This window comes from Thermomonas mangrovi, from assembly GCF_028201335.1.
GTDB classification, from domain to species: Bacteria; Pseudomonadota; Gammaproteobacteria; order Xanthomonadales; family Xanthomonadaceae; genus Thermomonas; species Thermomonas mangrovi.
This window is the reverse complement of record NZ_JAPEVV010000002.1, coordinates 269,065-286,939: the sequence shown is the minus strand read 5'-3', so window position 1 is coordinate 286,939 and position 17,875 is coordinate 269,065. Positions and strand designations below refer to the sequence as shown.

Genomic DNA, 17,875 nt, shown 5'->3' with positions numbered 1-17,875 from the left:
TTGGCGCACACGGATCGCCGCGGGGAGTCCGGCATGGCAGCAGCAGGCGACGCACCACTGGTCGGCATCGTGATGGGCTCCCGTTCCGACTGGGAGACCATGCAGCACGCGGTCGCCCGCCTCGAGGCACTCGGCGTGCCGCACGAGGTGCGCGTGGTCTCCGCGCACCGCACGCCGGACGTGCTGTTCGACTACGCCGCGTCGGCGCAGGCGCGCGGCCTGCGCGCGATCATCGCGGGCGCCGGCGGTGCCGCGCACCTGCCGGGGATGCTGGCGTCGAAGACCGCCCTGCCGGTGCTGGGCGTGCCGGTGCAGAGCAAGGCGCTGAACGGCATGGATTCGCTGTTGTCGATCGTGCAGATGCCGGCCGGGATCCCGGTGGCGACCTTCGCGATCGGCCATGCCGGCGCTGCCAATGCGGGCCTGTTCGCGGCGGCGATGCTCGCCCGCGAATTCCCGGCGATCGGCGAGGCGCTGGCGGCGTTCCGCGAGCGGCAGACCGCCGACGTGCTCGCCCACGACGATCCGCGCGCATGAGCGGGGCGCCGCGATGACGACCGTCGGCATCCTCGGCGGCGGGCAACTGGCCCGGATGATGGCGCTTGCGGGCGCACCGCTGGGCTTGCGCTTCCGCGTGCTCGACAACGTCGCAGATGCCTGCGCCGGGCAGTTCGCGCCGATGATCGTCGGCGACTACACCGACCAGGCCGCGCTGGCCGCGTTCGCCGCGCAGGTCGACGTCGCCACCTTTGATTTCGAGAACGTGCCGGCGGAATCCGCGCAATGGCTTAGCGAGCGCGTGCCGGTGTTCCCGAACCCGCGCGCGCTGGCGGTGGCGCAGGACCGCCTGGCCGAGAAGACCCTGTTCCGCGAACTCGGCATCCCGGTGCCCGATTTCGCCGACATCCCGAGCCGGCAAGCGCTGGATGAAGCAGTCGCCCGCCTGGGCACGCCGTGCATCCTCAAGACCCGCCGCCTCGGTTACGACGGCAAGGGCCAGTTCCGGATCAAGTCGCCCGCCGACATCGACGGCGCCTGGGCGGCGCTCGGTGCGCAGGCCGGCAGCGTGGGCCTGATCCTCGAGGGCTTCGTGCACTTCGACCGCGAGCTTTCGGTGGTCGCGGTGCGCGGGCGCGATGGCGAGTTCCGTGCCTGGCCGCTGACCGAGAACTGGCACGTCGATGGTGTGCTGTCGGCCAGCCTGGCACCGGCGCGCGTCGACCCCGCCTTGCAGGCCACAGCGCTGGCGCACGCGCGCACGCTGGCCGAGGCGCTGGACTACGTCGGCGTGTTCGCGCTGGAGCTGTTCTGCAAGGACGGCGAGCTGCTGGCCAACGAGCTGGCGCCGCGCGTGCACAACTCGGGGCACTGGACGATCGAGGGCAGCGAGACCAGCCAGTTCCAGAACCACCTGCGCGCGGTGCTCGGCCTGCCGCTCGGCGATACCCGGATGGTCGGGCTCGCCTGCATGCTCAACTGGATCGGCGTGATGCCGGAAGCGTCGGCGGTGCTGCGCGAGGCCGGCGGCCACTGGCACGACTACGGCAAGGAGCCGCGCGAGGGTCGCAAGGTCGGGCATGCGACCTTGCGCGCGGACGCGCCGATGGAACTTGCCGATGCGCTACGGCGGGTCGGCGCGGTGCTCAAGCGCGAAGCGCAGGTCTTGCCCGTGATCGACGCCTTGCGTTGACTCGGCTGCCGCACGTGAAAACGGCCGGATCGCTCCGGCCGTTTTCGTGTCCGCAATGCGCAGTGGCTTATTTCATGTTGCCGGCGACGAAGTCCCAATTCACCAGGTTCCAGAACGCCTCGACGTACTTCGGGCGGGCGTTGCGGTAGTCGATGTAGTAGGCGTGTTCCCACACGTCGCAGGTGAGCAGCGGGGTGTCCTCGCCGGTCAGCGGGGTCGCGGCGTTCGGGGTGCTCGCCAGCGCCAGCGCGCCGTCCGGGCGCTGCACCAGCCAGCCCCAACCGGAGCCGAAGGTGCCGACGGCGGTCTTGGTGAATTCTTCCTTGAACTTCTCGAAGCTGCCGAACGCGGCATTGATCGCCTCGGCCAGCTTGCCGGTGGGCTCGCCGCCGCCGTTCGGCGACAGGCAGTGCCAGTAGAACGTGTGGTTCCAGACCTGCGCGGCGTTGTTGAACATGCCGCCCTGCGACTTGCGGATGATGTCCTCCAGCGACATGTCGGCGAACTCGGTGCCGGCGATCATGTTGTTGAGGTTGGTCACGTAGGCCTGGTGGTGCTTGCCGTAGTGGAAGTCGATGGTCTCGCCCGAGATGTGCGGTTCCAGGGCGGTGCGGTCGTAGGGTAGGGCGGGCAGTTCGATGGCCACGGGGGACTCCATTGGAGGGCGGTGGGTGCGGCCGGGGCCGCGCGAAGACTTACAATAGGCAATTCTATCCCCACAGCCCGTTGCCGCAGCGTCGACAAGCCGTCGATCGCCGCTGGCGCCGACGGGCCGCCGCACCGCAGGAGCAACGCCATGTCGTCCATCGAAGACCGCATCCGGGCCGAAGTCGAAGGCCACCCCATCGTGCTGTTCATGAAGGGCACCCCGCAGTTCCCGATGTGCGGCTTCTCCAGCCGCGCCGTGCAGGCCCTGCGCGCCGCGGGCGCCAATCCGATGCACACGGTCAACGTGCTGGAAGAGCCCGAGATCCGCGCCAACCTGCCGCGTTATTCCGACTGGCCGACCTTCCCCCAGCTGTTCATCAACGGCGAGCTGATCGGCGGCTGCGACATCACCGTCGAGCTGGCCGAGTCCGGCGAGCTCGCCCGGCTGGTCGCGGACGCGCAGAAGGCGTGAGCACCGCCGCCGCACCCCTGCAGGATCGGGTCGTGCTGGTGGTTGGCGCGGCCGGCGGCCTCGGTGCGGCCGCCTCGGTCGCGTGCGCGGCGGCCGGTGCCACCGTGGTCCTGCTGGGCCGCAAGCCCGCCCCGTTGAACCGGGTCTACGACGCGGCCAAGGCCGTCGGGCCGGAGCCCGCGCTGTATCCGCTCGACCTCGAAGGCGCCTCGCCGGACGACTTCGACGAGCTCGCGCAGCGCCTGGAGACGGAATTCGGCCGCCTCGACGGCGTGCTCCATTGCGCCGCCGAGTTCAAGGGCCTGACCCCGCTGCAGCACACCGATCCCGCCGATTTCGCCCGGGCCATCCACGTCGACCTGACCGCGCGCTGGTGGCTGACCCAGGCCTGCCTGCCGCTGCTGTCCCGGTCGGATGCCGGCGCGGTGGTGTTCGCGATCGACGATCCGGTCCGGGTCGGCGGCGCCGGCGCTTTCTGGGGTGGGTATGGCCTCGCCCAGGCCGCACAGGCCGCGCTGGTGCCGATGCTGCAGGCCGAGCTGGGCGCGGACGGCCCGCGCATCAGCGGCCTCCGCCCGGGCCCGATGCGCACCGGCTTGCGCGCGCGCGCCTTCCAGCCGAACACCGATCTGGAGGCCAGGGCGCCGGAGACCTATGCGGCGGCTTGCGTCGAACTGCTGTGCAGCGCCGCGGCCGATGCCCGCGGCCGGGTCGTCGAGATCGACTGAGACCGCCGATGACCGTCGCCTCGGCCGCCCTGCTGCTGTTCCTGATCCTGGACCCGCTGGGCAACATCCCGGTGTTCCTGGGGCTGCTGAAGTCGCTGCCGCCCGCCCGCCAGCGGCGGATCCTCGCCCGTGAGCTGCTGATCGCGCTGGGCGTGCTGATGCTGTTCCTGTGGGGCGGGCAGTACGCGCTGGAGCTGATGCACCTGCGCCAGGAGTCGGTCTCGATCGCCGGCGGTATCGTCCTGTTCCTGATCGGCCTGCGCATGATCTTCCCGACCGCCGAGGGCGTGATGGGGGAAGTCCCGGGCGGCGAGCCCTTCATCGTCCCGCTGGCCATCCCGATGATCGCCGGCCCGTCGGGCATGGCCGCGGTGATGCTGCTGGGCAGCCAGGAGCCGGCGCGGATGGGTGACTGGATGCTGGCCCTGACCTTGGCCTGGGGTGCGACCGCGGTCATCCTGTTCTCCGCCACCTACCTGCAGAAGTGGCTGGGGACGCGTGTCCTGACCGCCATCGAGCGGCTCATGGGCATGGTGATCGTGGCGATTTCCGTGCAAATGCTCCTCGACGGCATCACCAGCTACCTTCGCGCCACGGGCTGAACGGGGGGCGCCCGCGGCGGCAGTCTGCATGGCCTCGCCGGCTGTCACGAAACCGTCATCGGCCCGATCTACCGTGTTAAACTTTGGTGAACCCATGCGGCAGCGCATGGGGCTGGGATCCAGAATTCGCCGACAACCGTCGCAGGGCGGACGTGTCGGCTCGTGCCGTGCATCGTCCGCTGTCTCCATCTTCCGTTGATCAATGAGGTTATCGCCATGACTCACCCGAACCGCGCGCGGCTGTCGAAGCTGTCGCTTGGCCTGATGCTCGCGCTCGCCGCGGCCCCCGCATTCGCGCAGAGCACGTCCTCCGGCATCGGCGGCACCGTGGTCGGCGCCGATGGCAAGCCGGTCGCCGGCGCCGAGGTCACCATCACCCACGTCGAGTCGGGCACCGTGAGCCGCGCCACCACCGACGCCAACGGCCGCTATGCCGCGCGCGGCCTGCGCGTCGGCGGTCCCTACACCGTCACCGTCACCAAGGCCGGCGCCGGCGCCGACTCCGAGGAGAACGTCTACCTCGCGCTGAACCAGGTCAGCACGGTCGATGCCAACCTCAACAACGAGGTCACCACGCTCGGCGCGGTGCAGGCCGTGGTTTCGGCCGAGGCGTCGGTGTTCTCCGCCAACAAGGTCGGCGCGGGCACCAGCGTCTCGCAGAACGACATCAAGAACCTGCCGTCGATCAACGGCAACATCCAGGACTTCATGCGCCTGGATCCGCGCGTGGCGTTCACCGACCGCGCCTCGGGCAGCATGAGCGCCGGCGGCATGAACCCGCGCTTCAACAAGATCACCATCGACGGCGTTTCGGCAAGCGACACCTTCGGCCTGGAAGGCAACAACATGCCGACCATGCGCCAGCCGGTGTCGATGGAGGCGATCGAGGCGATCGACATCAGCCTGTCCAACTACGACGTGACCATCGCCGGCGCCGCCGGCGCCAACGTCAACGCGGTCACCAAGTCGGGCACCAACGAGTTCCATGGCTCGGTCTACGGCACCTTCCGTGACGGCGACTGGTTCGGCGACAACCCGCTCACCGGGGCACCGTTCGCCGAATTCACCGACGAGAAGACCTACGGCTTCACCCTCGGCGGCCCGATCCTGAAGGACAAGCTGTTCTTCTTCGCGAACTACGAGAAGTTCAAGCGCGGCAAGCCCAGCCCCGACCTGACCAACACCCCGCTGCTGCGCGCCGATGGCGACTTCGACGCCAACGACCTGGCCGAAGTCCAGCGCATCGCCAGCGACGTGTGGGGCTTCGACGCCGGCGACACCACCGGCAACGGCAACACCGAGCTCGAGGAATACGCGCTCAAGCTGGACTGGAACATCAGCGACAACCACCGCGCCAACTTCCGCTACAGCAACCTCGAGCAGACCCGCGTGCGTCCGGAGGGCTCCACGGCATCGGCGCTTTCGCTCAGCTCGAACTGGTACAACCACGTGAAGTCGGTCGAGAGCTACGTCGGCCAGGTCTTCAGCGACTGGACCGAGAACTTCTCCACCGAGTTCAAGGTGTCGTACCGCGACTACTCGGCGGTCCGCGTCAGCCCCACCACTGCGCCGACCATCCAGGTCTATTTCGACGACAACAATGCGAGCAACGCGGTCACCAACGGCGACTTCATCCGCCTGGGCACCGAGCGCAGCTCGCAGGGCAATGCCCTGCTGACCAAGACCTGGAACTACTTCGCCTCGGCCACCTGGACCCTGGGCGACCATGACGTCAAGTTCGGCGCCGAGTACAGCGACAGCGAGATCTACAACTACTTCCTGCAGGATTCGTGGGGCAACTACAGCTTCTACGTGCCCAACGTGAACGGGGTGTCCGACTACACCAACCTGATCAAGGGCATCTACTTCGACTACGACCTGCAGAACAACCCGACCGACCCGGACGCGATCCCGGCGCGCTACAACAACAAGAACTTCGGTCTGTTCGTGCAGGACACCTGGTACGTCAATTCCAACCTGACCCTGACCTTCGGCCTGCGCGGCGATCGTCCGACCACCAGCCCGAACCCGCCCTACAACGCCTGCTTCGCGTCCGACCGGGTCGCCAATGGCACCGGCCCGGCGTCTTGCCCGAACGGCGGCTTCGGCCTCGACAACAGCAACACGTACAGCGGCAAGTACGTGATCCAGCCGCGCTTCGGCTTCAACTACACCTTCGACTGGGACCGTCCGACCCAGCTGCGCGGCGGACTCGGCCTGTTCCAGGGTGACGCGCCGCAGGTCTGGGTGGGCAATGCCTACCAGAGCACGGGCATGAACTACACATCGTTCCAGAACCTGGTGTGCGTGGATGCCAACAACGACGGCCGTTGCGACAACGGCGTGCAGTTCACTGCCGATGGCCTGAACCCGTCGATCCCGGCCTCCGGCTCGGGCGTGCGCAACGTCAACGCCATCGTCGACGACTTCGAGCTGCCGTCCGTGTGGAAGGCCAACCTGGCGTTCGACCACGAGCTGCCGTGGCATGGCGTGGTGGCCTCTGCCGAGGTCCTGCTGACCGACGTCAAGAACGGCATCTTCTACAAGTCGCTCAACGTCGGCCCCGGCTACGTCGACCCGTATGGCCGTCGCCTGTACTGGAACCCGAATGCGGCGAATTTCCTGTCGACGTCGAACAACCGCTTCGGCCGCAACAGCTACTTCGGCGACGTGTTCCTGCTCGACAACACCGACAAGGGCGGGAGTGAGCAGCTGACGGTCTCGTTGAACAAGCCGTTCTCGCTGGAGAGCGACTGGTCCTGGAACATCGCCTATACCTACACCAATGCCGAGGAAGTGGGCGCGCTGACCAGCTCGACCGCCAGCTCCGGCTACGGTGGCCAGTACTCGTTCAACATCAACGAGGACGACGTCAGCACCGCGCGCTACGAGATCAAGGATCGCTTCTCGGGCTCGCTGAACTGGAAGCACGCGTTCTTCGGCGACTACGAGACCCAGATCGGCCTGGTCTACGAAGGCCGCAGCGGCCGTCCGTACAGCTACATCTTCGCGGGCGACGCCAATGGCGATTCGCGTACCTTCAACGACCTGTTCTACGTCCCGGCGGGCCGTGGCGACGTGCTGTTCGGCACCATCAACAACTCGGGCGTGTACGTGCCGAGCGTGACCGTGTCCGGTACCACCTACACCGCCGCGCAGATGGAAACCAAGTTCTGGGAGTACATGGCGACCCAGGGCGAGCTGGCTGCGTTCCAGGGCACCTATGCCCGCGAGAACGACTTCCGCGCCGATTGGGTGAACACCTTCGACCTGCGCATCAGCCAGGAGCTGCCGGGCTTCTTCAAGGGCCACAAGTCCAAGTTGTGGGTGGACGTCCAGAACATCGGCAACATGCTGAACAAGGACTGGGGCCACATCTACGACTACGGTTTCAACGGCAACGTCGCCGTCGCCACCCTGGTCGGCATCGACAAGGCCACCGGCAAGTACGTGTACAGCTTCCGCAGTGGCAGCGAGTTCGGCCAGGCGGCCGCGCTCAGCATCCCGACCGACGCGGACGGCCAGACCAACGGCATCTCGCAGTGGTCGGTGCAGGTCGGCTTCAAGTACGAGTTCTGATCCAACGCGTCATTGCGACACCGAAGCGGCCGGAGCGATCCGGCCGCTTCTTTTTTGCGCGAACGCGGCGCGCATCTGGGCTAAAGTGGGTGGTCTATGGACGATACGACCCAGACGCCGCAGCCAGCGGCCCGCTTGAACGCCGACTCCGTCTTGCCGACGGTCAACACCCACCTGTATCCGAAGGGCGGCCTCGACGTGCTGTCGCGCGAGGAAGTCGCGCGCCTGCGCGATGCCTCCGGCGGCATGCACGACCTGCTGCGCCGCTGCGCCCTCGCGGTGCTCACCAGCGGCAGCGCCTCGGACGACCCCCGCGCCGCGCAGGAGCTGTATCCCGACTTCGACATCGAGGTCCTGCAGCAGGACCGTGGCGTGCGCATCGAGTTGCGTAACGCCCCGGCGATGGCCTTCGTCGATGGCCACATCATCCGCGGCGTCGCCGAGCTGCTGTTCGCGGTCGTGCGCGACCTCGCCTATACCGCCATCGAACTCGGCCCGGAATTCGCCGCCGAGCTGCAGACCTCGTCGGGCATCACCGATGCCGTGTTCCGCCTGCTGCGCAACGCGCGCGTCCTGCACCCGGGCGATCCCAACCTGGTGGTCTGCTGGGGCGGCCATTCGATCGGGCGCGAGGAGTACGTCTACACCAAGCAGGTCGGTTACGAGCTCGGACTGCGCGGGCTGGACATCTGCACGGGCTGTGGCCCTGGCGCGATGAAGGGGCCGATGAAAGGCGCGACCATCGCCCACGCCAAGCAGCGCCGGCGCCGCACCCGCTACATCGGGATCACCGAACCGGGGATCATCGCGGCGGAATCGCCGAACCCGATCGTGAACCACCTGGTGATCATGCCGGACATCGAGAAGCGCCTCGAGGCCTTCGTCCGCATGGCCCACGGCATCATCGTGTTCCCCGGCGGCGTCGGCACCGCCGAGGAAATCCTGTACCTGCTCGGCATCCTGCTGCGCGAGGAGAACGCGGGCCGGCGCTTCCCGCTGATCCTGACCGGGCCGACCGGCGCGGCGCCTTACTTCGAGCAGATCGACCGCTTCATCCGCCTGACCCTGGGCGAGGCGGCCGCCTCGCTCTACGAGATCGTCGTCGCCGATCCGGCGCGCGTCGCGCGGCTGATGGACACCGGCATCCGCAAGGTGCGCGAGCAGCGCATCGCGCAGGAGGACTCGTTCTTCTTCAATTGGGCGCTGCACGTGCCGCTGACGTTCCAGCAGCCCTTCCATCCCACCCACGAAGCGATGGCCGCGCTCGACCTGCACCACGGACGCAAGCCGCACGAGCTGGCGGCCGACCTGCGGCGCGCGTTCTCCGGCATCGTGGCCGGCAACGTGAAGGAAGACGGCATGCGCCGGATCGAGGCCCATGGGCCGTTCGAGATCCATGGCGACCGCGACATCATGCAGGCGCTGGACGGGCTGCTGCGCGCCTTCGTCGAGCAGCGGCGGATGAAGATCTCGGGCGAGTACCGCCCGTGCTACCGCGTGGTGGCCTGAGCCGGCCCGCCGCATTCCGCGATCGGCACGACCACCCGCGCGACGTAGCGGTCCTGCTCGAGGCCCGATTCGACCCGGCCGCTCCCGTTGGTCAGCGCCTCGACGCGTCGGCGCGAGGAGGCCAGGCCGATCGCGTGCCCGGAGGCGGGCGGGGCGGCATCGGGCAGGTCGTTCTCCACCACCACCTCGATGGCATCGCCGACGATGCGGACGTCGAGGTCCAGGGTCCCGCCGCCGCGTCGCGGCTCGATGCCATGGCGCACCGCGTTCTCGACCAGCGGTTGGATGGAGAGCGCGGGGACCTCGATGTCCGGGAGCTCCGGCGGCTGCTGCCAGCGCACGACGAGGCGCGGGCCCAGCCGCAGCGCCTCGATGTCCAGGTAACGCCTCGCCAGCGCAAGTTCCTCGGCGAGCGGAATCTCCTGCGGGCCGCGCAATGCGGTCCGGAACAAGTCGGCGAGGTCCAGCAGGACGCGCTCTGCCTCGTCCGGGCGGGCGTGGACCAATGCGGCGCCGGTGTTGAGCGTATTGAACAGGAAGTGCGGGCGAATGCGCGCCTGCAGGGCTTCCAGTTCGAGCTGCTTGGCACGCACCGCCAGCTGCCTGGCGCGCCAGTAGTTCTGGTATGCCAGCAGCCCGAGCAGGCCGACCACCACGGCGATCCCGGTCCAGCGCAGCAGGAACGCCGGTCGGGCCTCGGCCAGCGGATCCGCGACTTCGACCAGCAGGATGCCGCCCCACGACACCAGCGCCGACATGGCGAGGAAGATGCCGAATGCCGCCCATGCCTGTCGCGCGGTCGGCAGCCGGGCCAGCGGCGCGCGCAGCAGGTAGAGCAGGGCAAGGGTCCCCAGCGACACCCATTGCACCGCCAACGACACCAGGCCGAACAGCACCAGCCGGTCCGCGATCCGGGCCGGGGCAAGCGCCAACAGGATCGCCAAGGCCTCGCCCACCAGGATCGTCGCGACGATCGCCTGCGGGCGGAAGAGGGCGTCGAGGGGGCGGGTGGCGGTCGGGCTCATGGAGGAGGATTGCCCACGTGGCGCCCGATCTTAGCGGCATCCACTGCCGCCCATGCCGTTCCACGCGCCGCCCATCGGTTACGGCTGGCACCCTCGGCGGGCTCCCCCTAGCCTAATTCGGCCAAGACAGTGGAGGCAGCATGCCGAATCGGCATCACATCGCGCGCAAGGGGTGGCGGACGGCGGGGTTCACCCTCATCGAGCTCATGGTCACCGTAGCCGTCATCGGCGTGCTGGCGGTGGTCGCGGTGCCCGCGATGACCGGCCTGGTGAACGCCTACCGCCTCAACGGCGCGGCCGGCGAATTGCAGGCGGCCGTGCAGCTCGCCAGGAGCGAGGCGGTGCGCCGCAATGTCCCGGTGACCCTGTGCGGCTCCACGGACGGCCTCACCTGTTCCGGCGCGACGGCCTGGAACCGCTGGATCGTCCGCGGGCGTGATCCCGGCACGGTCAACACGATCGACATCCTGCGCGACGAGACGCCCGCCGGTGGCCTGCAGGTGTCCGGGCCGGCGGCCGGCATCGTGTTCCGCTCCTCGGGCCGCATCGATGCGCAGGCGGCGGTGACGACCTGCATGCCGGTCAGCAACCCCGGCGACAACCGGCGCGCGGTCACGGTGATGATCAGCGGCGTGTCCAGTATTTCCAAGTCCAACGGTGGTGGTGCCTGCCCATGATCGAAGACGCATTCCATGCGCGCGCAATGAACAGCCCCGGCCTGGGTCGGCGTGCAGTCACGGGCATGAGCCTGATCGAGGTCATGGTGTCGGTGCTGGTGCTGGGCATCGGCTTGCTGGGCATCGCCGCGATGCAGTCGATGGCCTTGCGGGGTGGGCAAAGCTCGCTCGAGAGCAGTCAAGTGGTGATGGCGACGAACGCCATCATCGAGGCGATGCGCGCGAACCGGGCGGATGCGGCGAATTACAACACCGGCGGCAAACGATGCGCGGTCACCAACGGCACCACGCTCGCAGGCAACGACGTGGACAACTGGATCACGTCCCTGCAGGCCAGCATTCCCGGTGCCACGACCTGCGGCACCATCGCGGGGTGCCCCAATGCCTGCGTGATCACCGTGGAGTGGGACGATTCGCGTGCCGGGGCCGACCAAGGCGGGGCTGCGCGGACCATCGTCACGGAGGCACGGATATGAGCGGCCGGGGCATCGACATGCAGCGTTCCGGGCAGGCCGCCGGTTTCGGCCTGATCGAACTGATGATCGCGATGGTGCTGGGCCTGATCGTGCTCGGGGCCGCGATCGCGGTGTTCCAGTCGAACCAGCGCAGCTACAGCGCCAACGAGGGGCAGAACCGCGTGCAGGAAAATGCCCGGGCCGCCTACGAGATGGTGACCCGCGATCTCCGCGCCACCGGTGGATCGGCGTGCTCGAGCGAATCCCTGGTCTTGGGTGCGGACAGTCATAGCGTCGCGTTCCGCGCGCCGTTGGCCGGGAACGCGACCGAGCTCACCACCACCTCCTCGGATGACTTGTCCTATCGGGTGGCTGCAGGCAGCGCATCGGCCAATTCCGTGACCCTGGTCGAGGCCACGCCGACGGCATCGGACGTGTTCAAGGCCAACGACATCGTGATGGTCTGCAACGCGGCGATGACCGGGTTCGCCACCGTGGCGTCGGTGTCGGGGCAGACCATCACCTTCAGCGCGTCCCTCCCGTTCGATCCCAAGGACACCGCGAATGCCGATCCGGGCAGCATTTCGATCGCCCGGCTGCGCAGCAACCGCTGGTTTACACAGCCGAATGGGCGGGCAACCGCCAGTTCCCTGTACGTATCGCGTTCCGGCGGCGCGGCGGAGGAAGTGGCCGATGGTGTGCAGAGCCTGGCCCTGACCTACCACCAGGCCTCCGGAGGCAACCCGAACGCGTACGTGGCCGCACCGACCGACATGCAACGGGTCGATGGCGTCCGGATCAGGATGCCGATCCGGGCGGTGATGCCGACCCAGAATCCGGGCGAAACCCGCAACGTCGACCGCACGATCGCCACGGCGGCGAGTATCAGGAGCCGAGCGCCATGAACCGACGCCACCCCAACGTGACCACCCCCGCCCGTCAGGGCGGCATGTCCCTGCTGGTTGTGCTGATCCTGCTGGTGGTGATGTCCGTGCTCGGCATCGCGGTGCTGCGCAGTGCAGCCATGCAGGAGCGCATGTCCGCGAACATGTACGACCGCAGCCTGGCGACGCAGGCCACGGAAGCCGCGCTGGTCGCCGCGCGCGACTGGCTGGGTGCGGGCTCCGGGATCGACTGGAGCACAAAGCAACCGGCTGAGGTGGCAGGCGCCTGCGCCACCTACAGCGTGTGCCCGACCTACACGACGCAGGCGCAGGCGGTGTGGCGCAATGGCCCCACCCTGGGGGCGGCCGATCCCGACGTGCCTGACACCACCACGCAGTACTGGATCGAGTACCTCGGCGAGAACCAGAGCCACATGTCCACCGGGGGCGTGGTGCCTGCGTCCGAAACCAGCAGCCTGGGGCCGATGTATCGCATCACCGCGCGCAGCCAGGCCCAGGGCCGCGCTTCCGTGACCCTGCAATCCGATGTCATCTATCGCTTCCCGACGCTGTAAGCCCATGAAGGCTCCTGCCATGAACAAGCGCCGCACTCCGTCCGCCCAGGCCAACTCGCGGTGGGTCGTCCCCGCAGCCTGCCTGGCCACGATCCTGGCCTTGCCGGTCCATGCCGGCATCACCATCCCGGACGAGCCGCTGACCACCGCCAACCGGGTCGCGCCGAACATCCTGTTCATCCTGGACGACTCGGGATCCATGTCCTGGCGCTACATGTACAACCAGCAGATCACCAGGATCAGCGGGGGCGACATTGACAGCGGGCCCACTGGCGACAACCGTACCAACAACAGCAGCTATGACAGCGCGAGCACCAACCGCAACGCGGTGTACGACCAGAGCTATGTCACCAACACGCTCTACTACAACCCCGCGGTCACCTACCAGCCGTGGATGGGGCCGGATGGCAACCGCCTCACCGGTGGCACGTCCTACACCTCCGCGTACGACAGCAACACTTACATCACCAATTCCGGGGCTGGCACCAACGGTGGTTCGATCGACCTCAGCGACAACACGCAGACGTTCTACGTCCCGAAGGACGTGAACCGGACGGACACCACCTACCTGTCGAATGTCGCGAACTATTACCGCTACCAGATCCTCACCGACCTGAGCGTCAAGCGCGCCGAGTTCGGCACCGTGGTGACCAGCTGGACGACCGCCCCCGGGTTGCCGGGCGCGCAGTCCGCAAACAGCGGCGGCATGCGCAATGTCTACAGCTTCAACCTCCCCAGTGGCGTGACCCAGCTGGAGGTCACCCTGTCCGGCAACGATCCGACGGGATCGGGTGCCGACCTCTATGTGCGCCGCGGCAATTGGCCGTCGACGACTACTTACGACTGTCGCAGCATCGGCAGCAGCAATAACGAAACCTGCGATGCCAACAACGATGGGGACTTGTCCAACCCGCAATCGGGGACTTGGTACATCGGCATCAACCGCGCTTCGAATTACAGCAATGTGATCCTGTCGGTGCGTTACGCCACCACCAATCGGTGCGGGACCGGCTCCGGCACCACCGATTGGGTCAATTGCACCGACAACACGCCGACCGGACGCAGCACGGCGGACGAACGCACCAATTTCGCCACCTGGTATTCCTATTTCCGCACCCGTTCCAAGGCCGCCAAGGGCGGTGCCGCGGATGCGTTCCGTCCGATCGGGGCGAAGGCGCGCGTAGGCTTCCGCACGATCTGGAACCGCAACGACTTCGACATCCCGGTGACGGACGGCAATGATGGCCGGTTCGTCGACAACATCGACGATCCCAACACCCCGAGCAACGAAAGCACCACCACCCGGACGACCTGGTACCGCCGCCTCTATGCAGCGCAGGCCAGCAATGGCACGCCGTTGCAGTCGGCGCTCGACAGCGCGGGCCAATACTTCTCGAGCACGGCCAGCACCGGTCCCTATGGTCCGCAGGCAACGGCGAGCCAGTATTCCTGCCGCCAGAACTTCACCATCCTGACCACGGACGGCTACTGGAACAGCGGCACCGTCGACGTGGGTAATGCCGACAACACGAACGGCACCCAGATCACCGGCCCGAACAACCAGTCCTACACCTACACCGCCGCGAATCCCTACAAGGATTCTTACAGCCAGACCCTGGCCGACATCGCCATGTACTACTGGAAGCGCGACCTGCGCACCCAGACCAACATGGTGAACAACGTGCCGACGACGTCGAGCGACCCGGCGTTCTGGCAGCACATGGTCACCTTCGGCATCTCGATCGGCCTCAGCGGCAAGAAGGGATGGCAGGACATCGGCGACGTGCCCGCCAACCCCTCGTGGGCGGACCCGACCGACACCGAAGACGCCGATCGCATCGATGACCTCCTGCACGCCGCGTTGAACGGTCGTGGCGCCTTCGTGTCGGCTGCCAATCCGGCGGAGTTCACCGCCGGCCTGAACGCGGCGCTCGCCACCATCAGCCAGCGCACCAGCTCGTTCTCCAACGTCGCGACCAATGCGGCTTCGGTGAGGACGGGCGGCAAGGTGTTCAGCGCGAGCTACGTCTCCGGCCTGTGGACCGGCGCGATGAAGGCGTGGACCCTGGATGCCAACAACAACCCCAGTGCGCTGGCATGGAGTGCATCGGTCCCGGGCGTCGCCACGCGCAAGGTGTATACCTTTGATGGCAGCAGCGGCCAACAATTCCCGACCTCCACGCAGATCGCCACGCTCACGCGTACCGGCGGCCCGGTCGATTACCCGGTGACCGGCAGCGCCAATGCCAGCTACCTGAAGGGCGATGCATCCAACGAGGAACGCAATGGCGGCCTGTTGCGCAATCGCACCAGTGTGCTCGGCGACATCGTGGGGTCGTCGCCGGCCTACGTCGACGACACCGCCACCCTCTACGTGGGCGCCAACGACGGCATGCTGCATGCCTTCGACGCGACGAACGGGCAGGAGCTGTTCGCCTACGTGCCGTCGATCATCAACATGGCGAACCTGCGTGATCTCAGCCGCGGCGACTACACCCACAAGTTCTTCGTGGACGGTCCGGTCGTGGTGACCAGCCGCAAGCTCACTCCCGGCAAGAACCTGCTGGTGGGTGCGCTGGGCAAGGGCGGGCGTGGCCTGTTCGGACTCAACGTCACCAATCCGTCGACCTTCGATGGCACCGGGGTGAAGTGGGAGCGCGCGCAAACACCGGGCAACAACATGGGCCTGGTCACCGGGCGCCCGGTCCTGGCCAAGGTGAAGACCGGTGCGGTGGCGGCGATCCTCGGCAACGGCGTCAACAGCCCGAACGACAAGGCGGTGTTGATCGTGGTGAATGCGGAAACCGGCGCGGTGATCGGCGAGGTCGACACCGGCGTGGGCTCCTCGTCGACGCCCAACGGGCTGGCTGCGCCGACCGCGGTGTTGGGTCCGGACGGCAAGACGGTGTCCTATGCATACGCGGGCGATCGGCTGGGGAATGTCTGGCGCTTCGACCTGACCAGCGCCTCGCCCGGTGGCTGGACCGCCACCCGCCTGTTCACCGCCAAGTCCAACGACGGCAGCGGCGCCGCCCAGCCGATCACCGGTGCGGTCACCGTGGCGACCGAGCCCAGCACGTTCAAGCGCTGGGTGTTCCTGGGCACCGGCAGTTTCATGACCACGACCGAAGCCGATGACAAGACGCCCCTGGCGCAAAGCCTGTACGGCTTCATCGACGATGGCAGCGCCAACCCGGTGGCCTACAGCGACCTCGTGAAGCGGACCATCGGCAATACCGGCGCAAGCCAGGACGGCTATCCGGTGCGTACCTTCGAGGCCAAGGCCAGCCTGCCCGCCAACAAGAAGGGCTGGTTCGTGAACCTGCCCGGCAACGGCGAGCGCATCGTGCAGGATGCCCAGGTGGTCGCGAACATCCTGGTGACCGCGAGCATGATCCCCGAGGGCGATGCCTGCGAAGCCTCCGGCACCGGCTACATCAATGCCCTGGATGCGTTCACCGGCACCAGTGCCGGGTCCTCCTTCTTCGACCTGGACGGCGATGGGAAGACCGACGACACGATGGTCGGCGGCGTGCCGGTGGGCTCGGTGAACTTTGGCGTCGGTATGCCGACCCTGCCGATCTTCCTGGATGGCAAGCTGGTCGTGGGCGGCACGGGCGGATCGGTCAGCGCCGAGAAGCCTGGTGCTGGCGGCATCACCCGTAAGAGTTGGGGCCGCGTGTCCTGGCGTGAACTGAGGTCCGACTGATGGAGAACGTGCAGATGCATGCCATTCCGCGAACCACCGCACGCACCGGGGGGTTCTCGCTCATCGAGTTGATGGTGGTGGTCGCGATCATCGCGATCCTGGCCTCGATCGCGCTGCCGAGCTACAACGAGCACCAGCGCAAGGCGCGCCGCGCGGCAGGCGCGGCGTGCGCCACTGCGGTGGCGCAGCAATTCGAACGCTATTACACCAGCAACCTGACGTATGTCGGGGCGGTGGCGAACACCGGTATCTGCGACCCCGAGGTGCTGACGTTCTACACCGTCAACGTAGCCAACGTCGCCGCCAAGACCTATACGGTGTCGGCGGCGCCCACCGGCAAGCAATCGGGCGACAGCTGCGGAGCGCTGAGCATCAACCAGGCCGGGACCAAGAGTCCGTCCACGACCGGGTGCTGGTAGGCAGACCACCAGCCATCGGCATGCTGCAACAAGCAAAAAACCCGCCGAGAGGCGGGTTTTTTTTGCAAAGTCTGGCGCCCGAAGTTGGACTCGAACCAACGACCCCCTGATTAACAGTCAAGTGCTCTAACCGGCTGAGCTATTCGGGCGGGGGAGCGCATTGTAGGCGGCCAGGCCGGACTGGGCAAGCGCCTGCCTTCCGGCAAGTGGACCTCTGGGCTTACGATGGGCAGGCGGTGCTCTGGCGGGGGCGCTCGCTGCGCGGGCGGCCCGCATTGTTCACGATGACCTGCCCGAGCAGGCGGCCTTCGTGGCTGCAGATCGAGATGGTCAGGTTGGCGCCGGCGCTACGGCCATCCGGCAGGTACCGCAGTTGCTGGCGCCCCGATGTGCTCGCCACCCGGAGGTGGCGGCTGGTGGGTTCCAGGTCGGTTCGCAGCACTTCATCGGTGGCATCCGCCTTGCGGTTGCCATTCTCGTCGACGAACAGCATCCAGCCGCGGCTCCAATCGGTACCGACGTCGCACGCCACGCCATCCATCGACGGGCACAGGGTGGTGCGCCGGTTCCGGCTGATCGCCGCCATCCTGGCCAGCGACATGTGGCTCATCAGCGTGCCGATGGCCGCGGAGGTGCGCTGGTGCTCGATGAAGCGTTGCATCGATGGCAGGGCCACGCCGGCCATGATGCCGAGGACTGCGAAGGCAATGGCCAGTTCGACGAGGGTGAACCCGGAGGCTGAGCGCGGCATGTCGGTGACCCGAGGTGGTGGTGTCCACCCTGCGCGCGGACGAACGCGGCGACGATCGGACGGCGGTGTCGCGGCGGGTAGGAAAACCCCGCGTCCCGCCTCCCGGCGATGACAGGCCGCGGATCGCATCGGGCGTACACTCAGCGGTTGCC

The 17,875-nt window shown here is 67.5% G+C and carries 16 protein-coding genes and 1 tRNA gene; 13 read left to right on the top strand and 4 right to left on the bottom strand.

Translation table 11 applies throughout. The features are described from left to right. Positions 1-33 precede the first annotated feature (33 nt). A complete protein-coding gene (gene purE / locus ON759_RS05030) occupies positions 34-537 on the top strand; it encodes a 5-(carboxyamino)imidazole ribonucleotide mutase (RefSeq protein WP_271679265.1) in 504 nt (167 codons plus the stop codon). Between the two features lie 13 nt (positions 538-550). Further along, entirely contained in the window at positions 551-1,690 is a 1,140-nt protein-coding gene (locus ON759_RS05025; protein WP_271679264.1) for a 5-(carboxyamino)imidazole ribonucleotide synthase, read from the top strand. 67 nt (positions 1,691-1,757) lie between these two features. Here the strand turns inward: ON759_RS05025 and ON759_RS05020 are convergent, their stop codons facing one another. Beyond that, positions 1,758-2,336: a Fe-Mn family superoxide dismutase gene (locus ON759_RS05020; protein WP_271679263.1), complete on the bottom strand. Its 579-nt coding sequence runs from the start codon at positions 2,334-2,336 to the stop codon at positions 1,758-1,760. 150 nt (positions 2,337-2,486) lie between these two features. Between ON759_RS05020 and grxD the strand changes: the two genes are divergently transcribed. From grxD to ppnN, 5 genes are all read left to right on the top strand, one after another. Continuing rightward, positions 2,487-2,810, top strand: coding sequence for a Grx4 family monothiol glutaredoxin (gene grxD, locus ON759_RS05015; RefSeq protein WP_271679262.1), 324 nt, complete (start codon positions 2,487-2,489; stop codon positions 2,808-2,810). After that, complete coding sequence (locus ON759_RS05010) at positions 2,807-3,538, top strand: SDR family NAD(P)-dependent oxidoreductase (RefSeq protein ID WP_271679261.1); 732 nt, start codon at positions 2,807-2,809, stop codon at positions 3,536-3,538. The genes grxD and ON759_RS05010 overlap by 4 nt, the downstream gene beginning before the upstream one ends. Before the next feature lie 8 nt (positions 3,539-3,546). After that, positions 3,547-4,140 (top strand): YhgN family NAAT transporter, encoded by a 594-nt coding sequence (locus tag ON759_RS05005; protein ID WP_271679260.1) that lies wholly within the window; start codon positions 3,547-3,549, stop codon positions 4,138-4,140. Positions 4,141-4,356: 216 nt separating this feature from the next. Further along, positions 4,357-7,719 (top strand): TonB-dependent receptor, encoded by a 3,363-nt coding sequence (locus ON759_RS05000; RefSeq protein ID WP_271679259.1) that lies wholly within the window; start codon positions 4,357-4,359, stop codon positions 7,717-7,719. Between the two features lie 96 nt (positions 7,720-7,815). Beyond that, positions 7,816-9,228 carry a nucleotide 5'-monophosphate nucleosidase PpnN gene (gene ppnN / locus ON759_RS04995; protein WP_271679258.1) on the top strand — a complete coding sequence of 471 codons (1,413 nt, stop codon included), beginning with the start codon at positions 7,816-7,818 and terminating at the stop codon, positions 9,226-9,228. Here ppnN and ON759_RS04990 read toward each other — a convergent pair. Beyond that, the gene (locus tag ON759_RS04990; protein WP_271679257.1) at positions 9,210-10,253 is read right to left on the bottom strand and encodes a sensor histidine kinase; all 1,044 of its coding nucleotides are present in this window, start codon (positions 10,251-10,253) and stop codon (positions 9,210-9,212) included. The two genes, ppnN and ON759_RS04990, sit on opposite strands and share 19 nt — an antisense overlap. A 140-nt stretch (positions 10,254-10,393) precedes the next feature. Here ON759_RS04990 and ON759_RS04985 point away from each other — a divergent pair, with 140 nt between their 5' ends. Genes ON759_RS04985 through ON759_RS04960 form a run of 6 tightly spaced genes read left to right on the top strand, consistent with a single transcriptional unit; the run spans position 10,394 to position 16,972 of the window. Continuing rightward, complete coding sequence (locus ON759_RS04985) at positions 10,394-10,930, top strand: GspH/FimT family pseudopilin (protein WP_271679256.1); 537 nt, start codon at positions 10,394-10,396, stop codon at positions 10,928-10,930. Further along, on the top strand, positions 10,927-11,406 hold the full coding sequence (gene pilV / locus ON759_RS04980) for a type IV pilus modification protein PilV (protein ID WP_425608445.1): 480 nt from the start codon (positions 10,927-10,929) through the stop codon (positions 11,404-11,406). Before ON759_RS04985 ends, pilV begins: the two co-directional genes overlap by 4 nt. Further along, complete coding sequence (locus ON759_RS04975) at positions 11,403-12,290, top strand: PilW family protein (RefSeq protein ID WP_345780545.1); 888 nt, start codon at positions 11,403-11,405, stop codon at positions 12,288-12,290. The genes pilV and ON759_RS04975 overlap by 4 nt, the downstream gene beginning before the upstream one ends. Further along, complete coding sequence (locus ON759_RS04970; protein ID WP_271679253.1) at positions 12,287-12,844, top strand: pilus assembly PilX family protein; 558 nt, start codon at positions 12,287-12,289, stop codon at positions 12,842-12,844. Before ON759_RS04975 ends, ON759_RS04970 begins: the two co-directional genes overlap by 4 nt. Positions 12,845-12,863: 19 nt before the next feature. Next, positions 12,864-16,553 (top strand): PilC/PilY family type IV pilus protein, encoded by a 3,690-nt coding sequence (locus ON759_RS04965; protein ID WP_271679252.1) that lies wholly within the window; start codon positions 12,864-12,866, stop codon positions 16,551-16,553. Continuing rightward, positions 16,553-16,972, top strand: a complete 420-nt coding sequence (locus tag ON759_RS04960; RefSeq protein ID WP_271679251.1) for a type IV pilin protein — start codon at positions 16,553-16,555, stop codon at positions 16,970-16,972. The genes ON759_RS04965 and ON759_RS04960 overlap by 1 nt, the downstream gene beginning before the upstream one ends. 72 nt (positions 16,973-17,044) lie before the next feature. On the opposite strand, the gene ON759_RS04955 is transcribed toward ON759_RS04960, so the two are convergent. Both ON759_RS04955 and ON759_RS04950 read right to left on the bottom strand, forming a co-directional pair. Beyond that, positions 17,045-17,121, bottom strand: a tRNA-Asn gene (locus ON759_RS04955). A 71-nt stretch (positions 17,122-17,192) separates the two neighbouring features. Further along, complete coding sequence (locus ON759_RS04950; RefSeq protein WP_271679250.1) at positions 17,193-17,723, bottom strand: GspH/FimT family pseudopilin; 531 nt, start codon at positions 17,721-17,723, stop codon at positions 17,193-17,195. Positions 17,724-17,875: the final 152 nt, after the last annotated feature.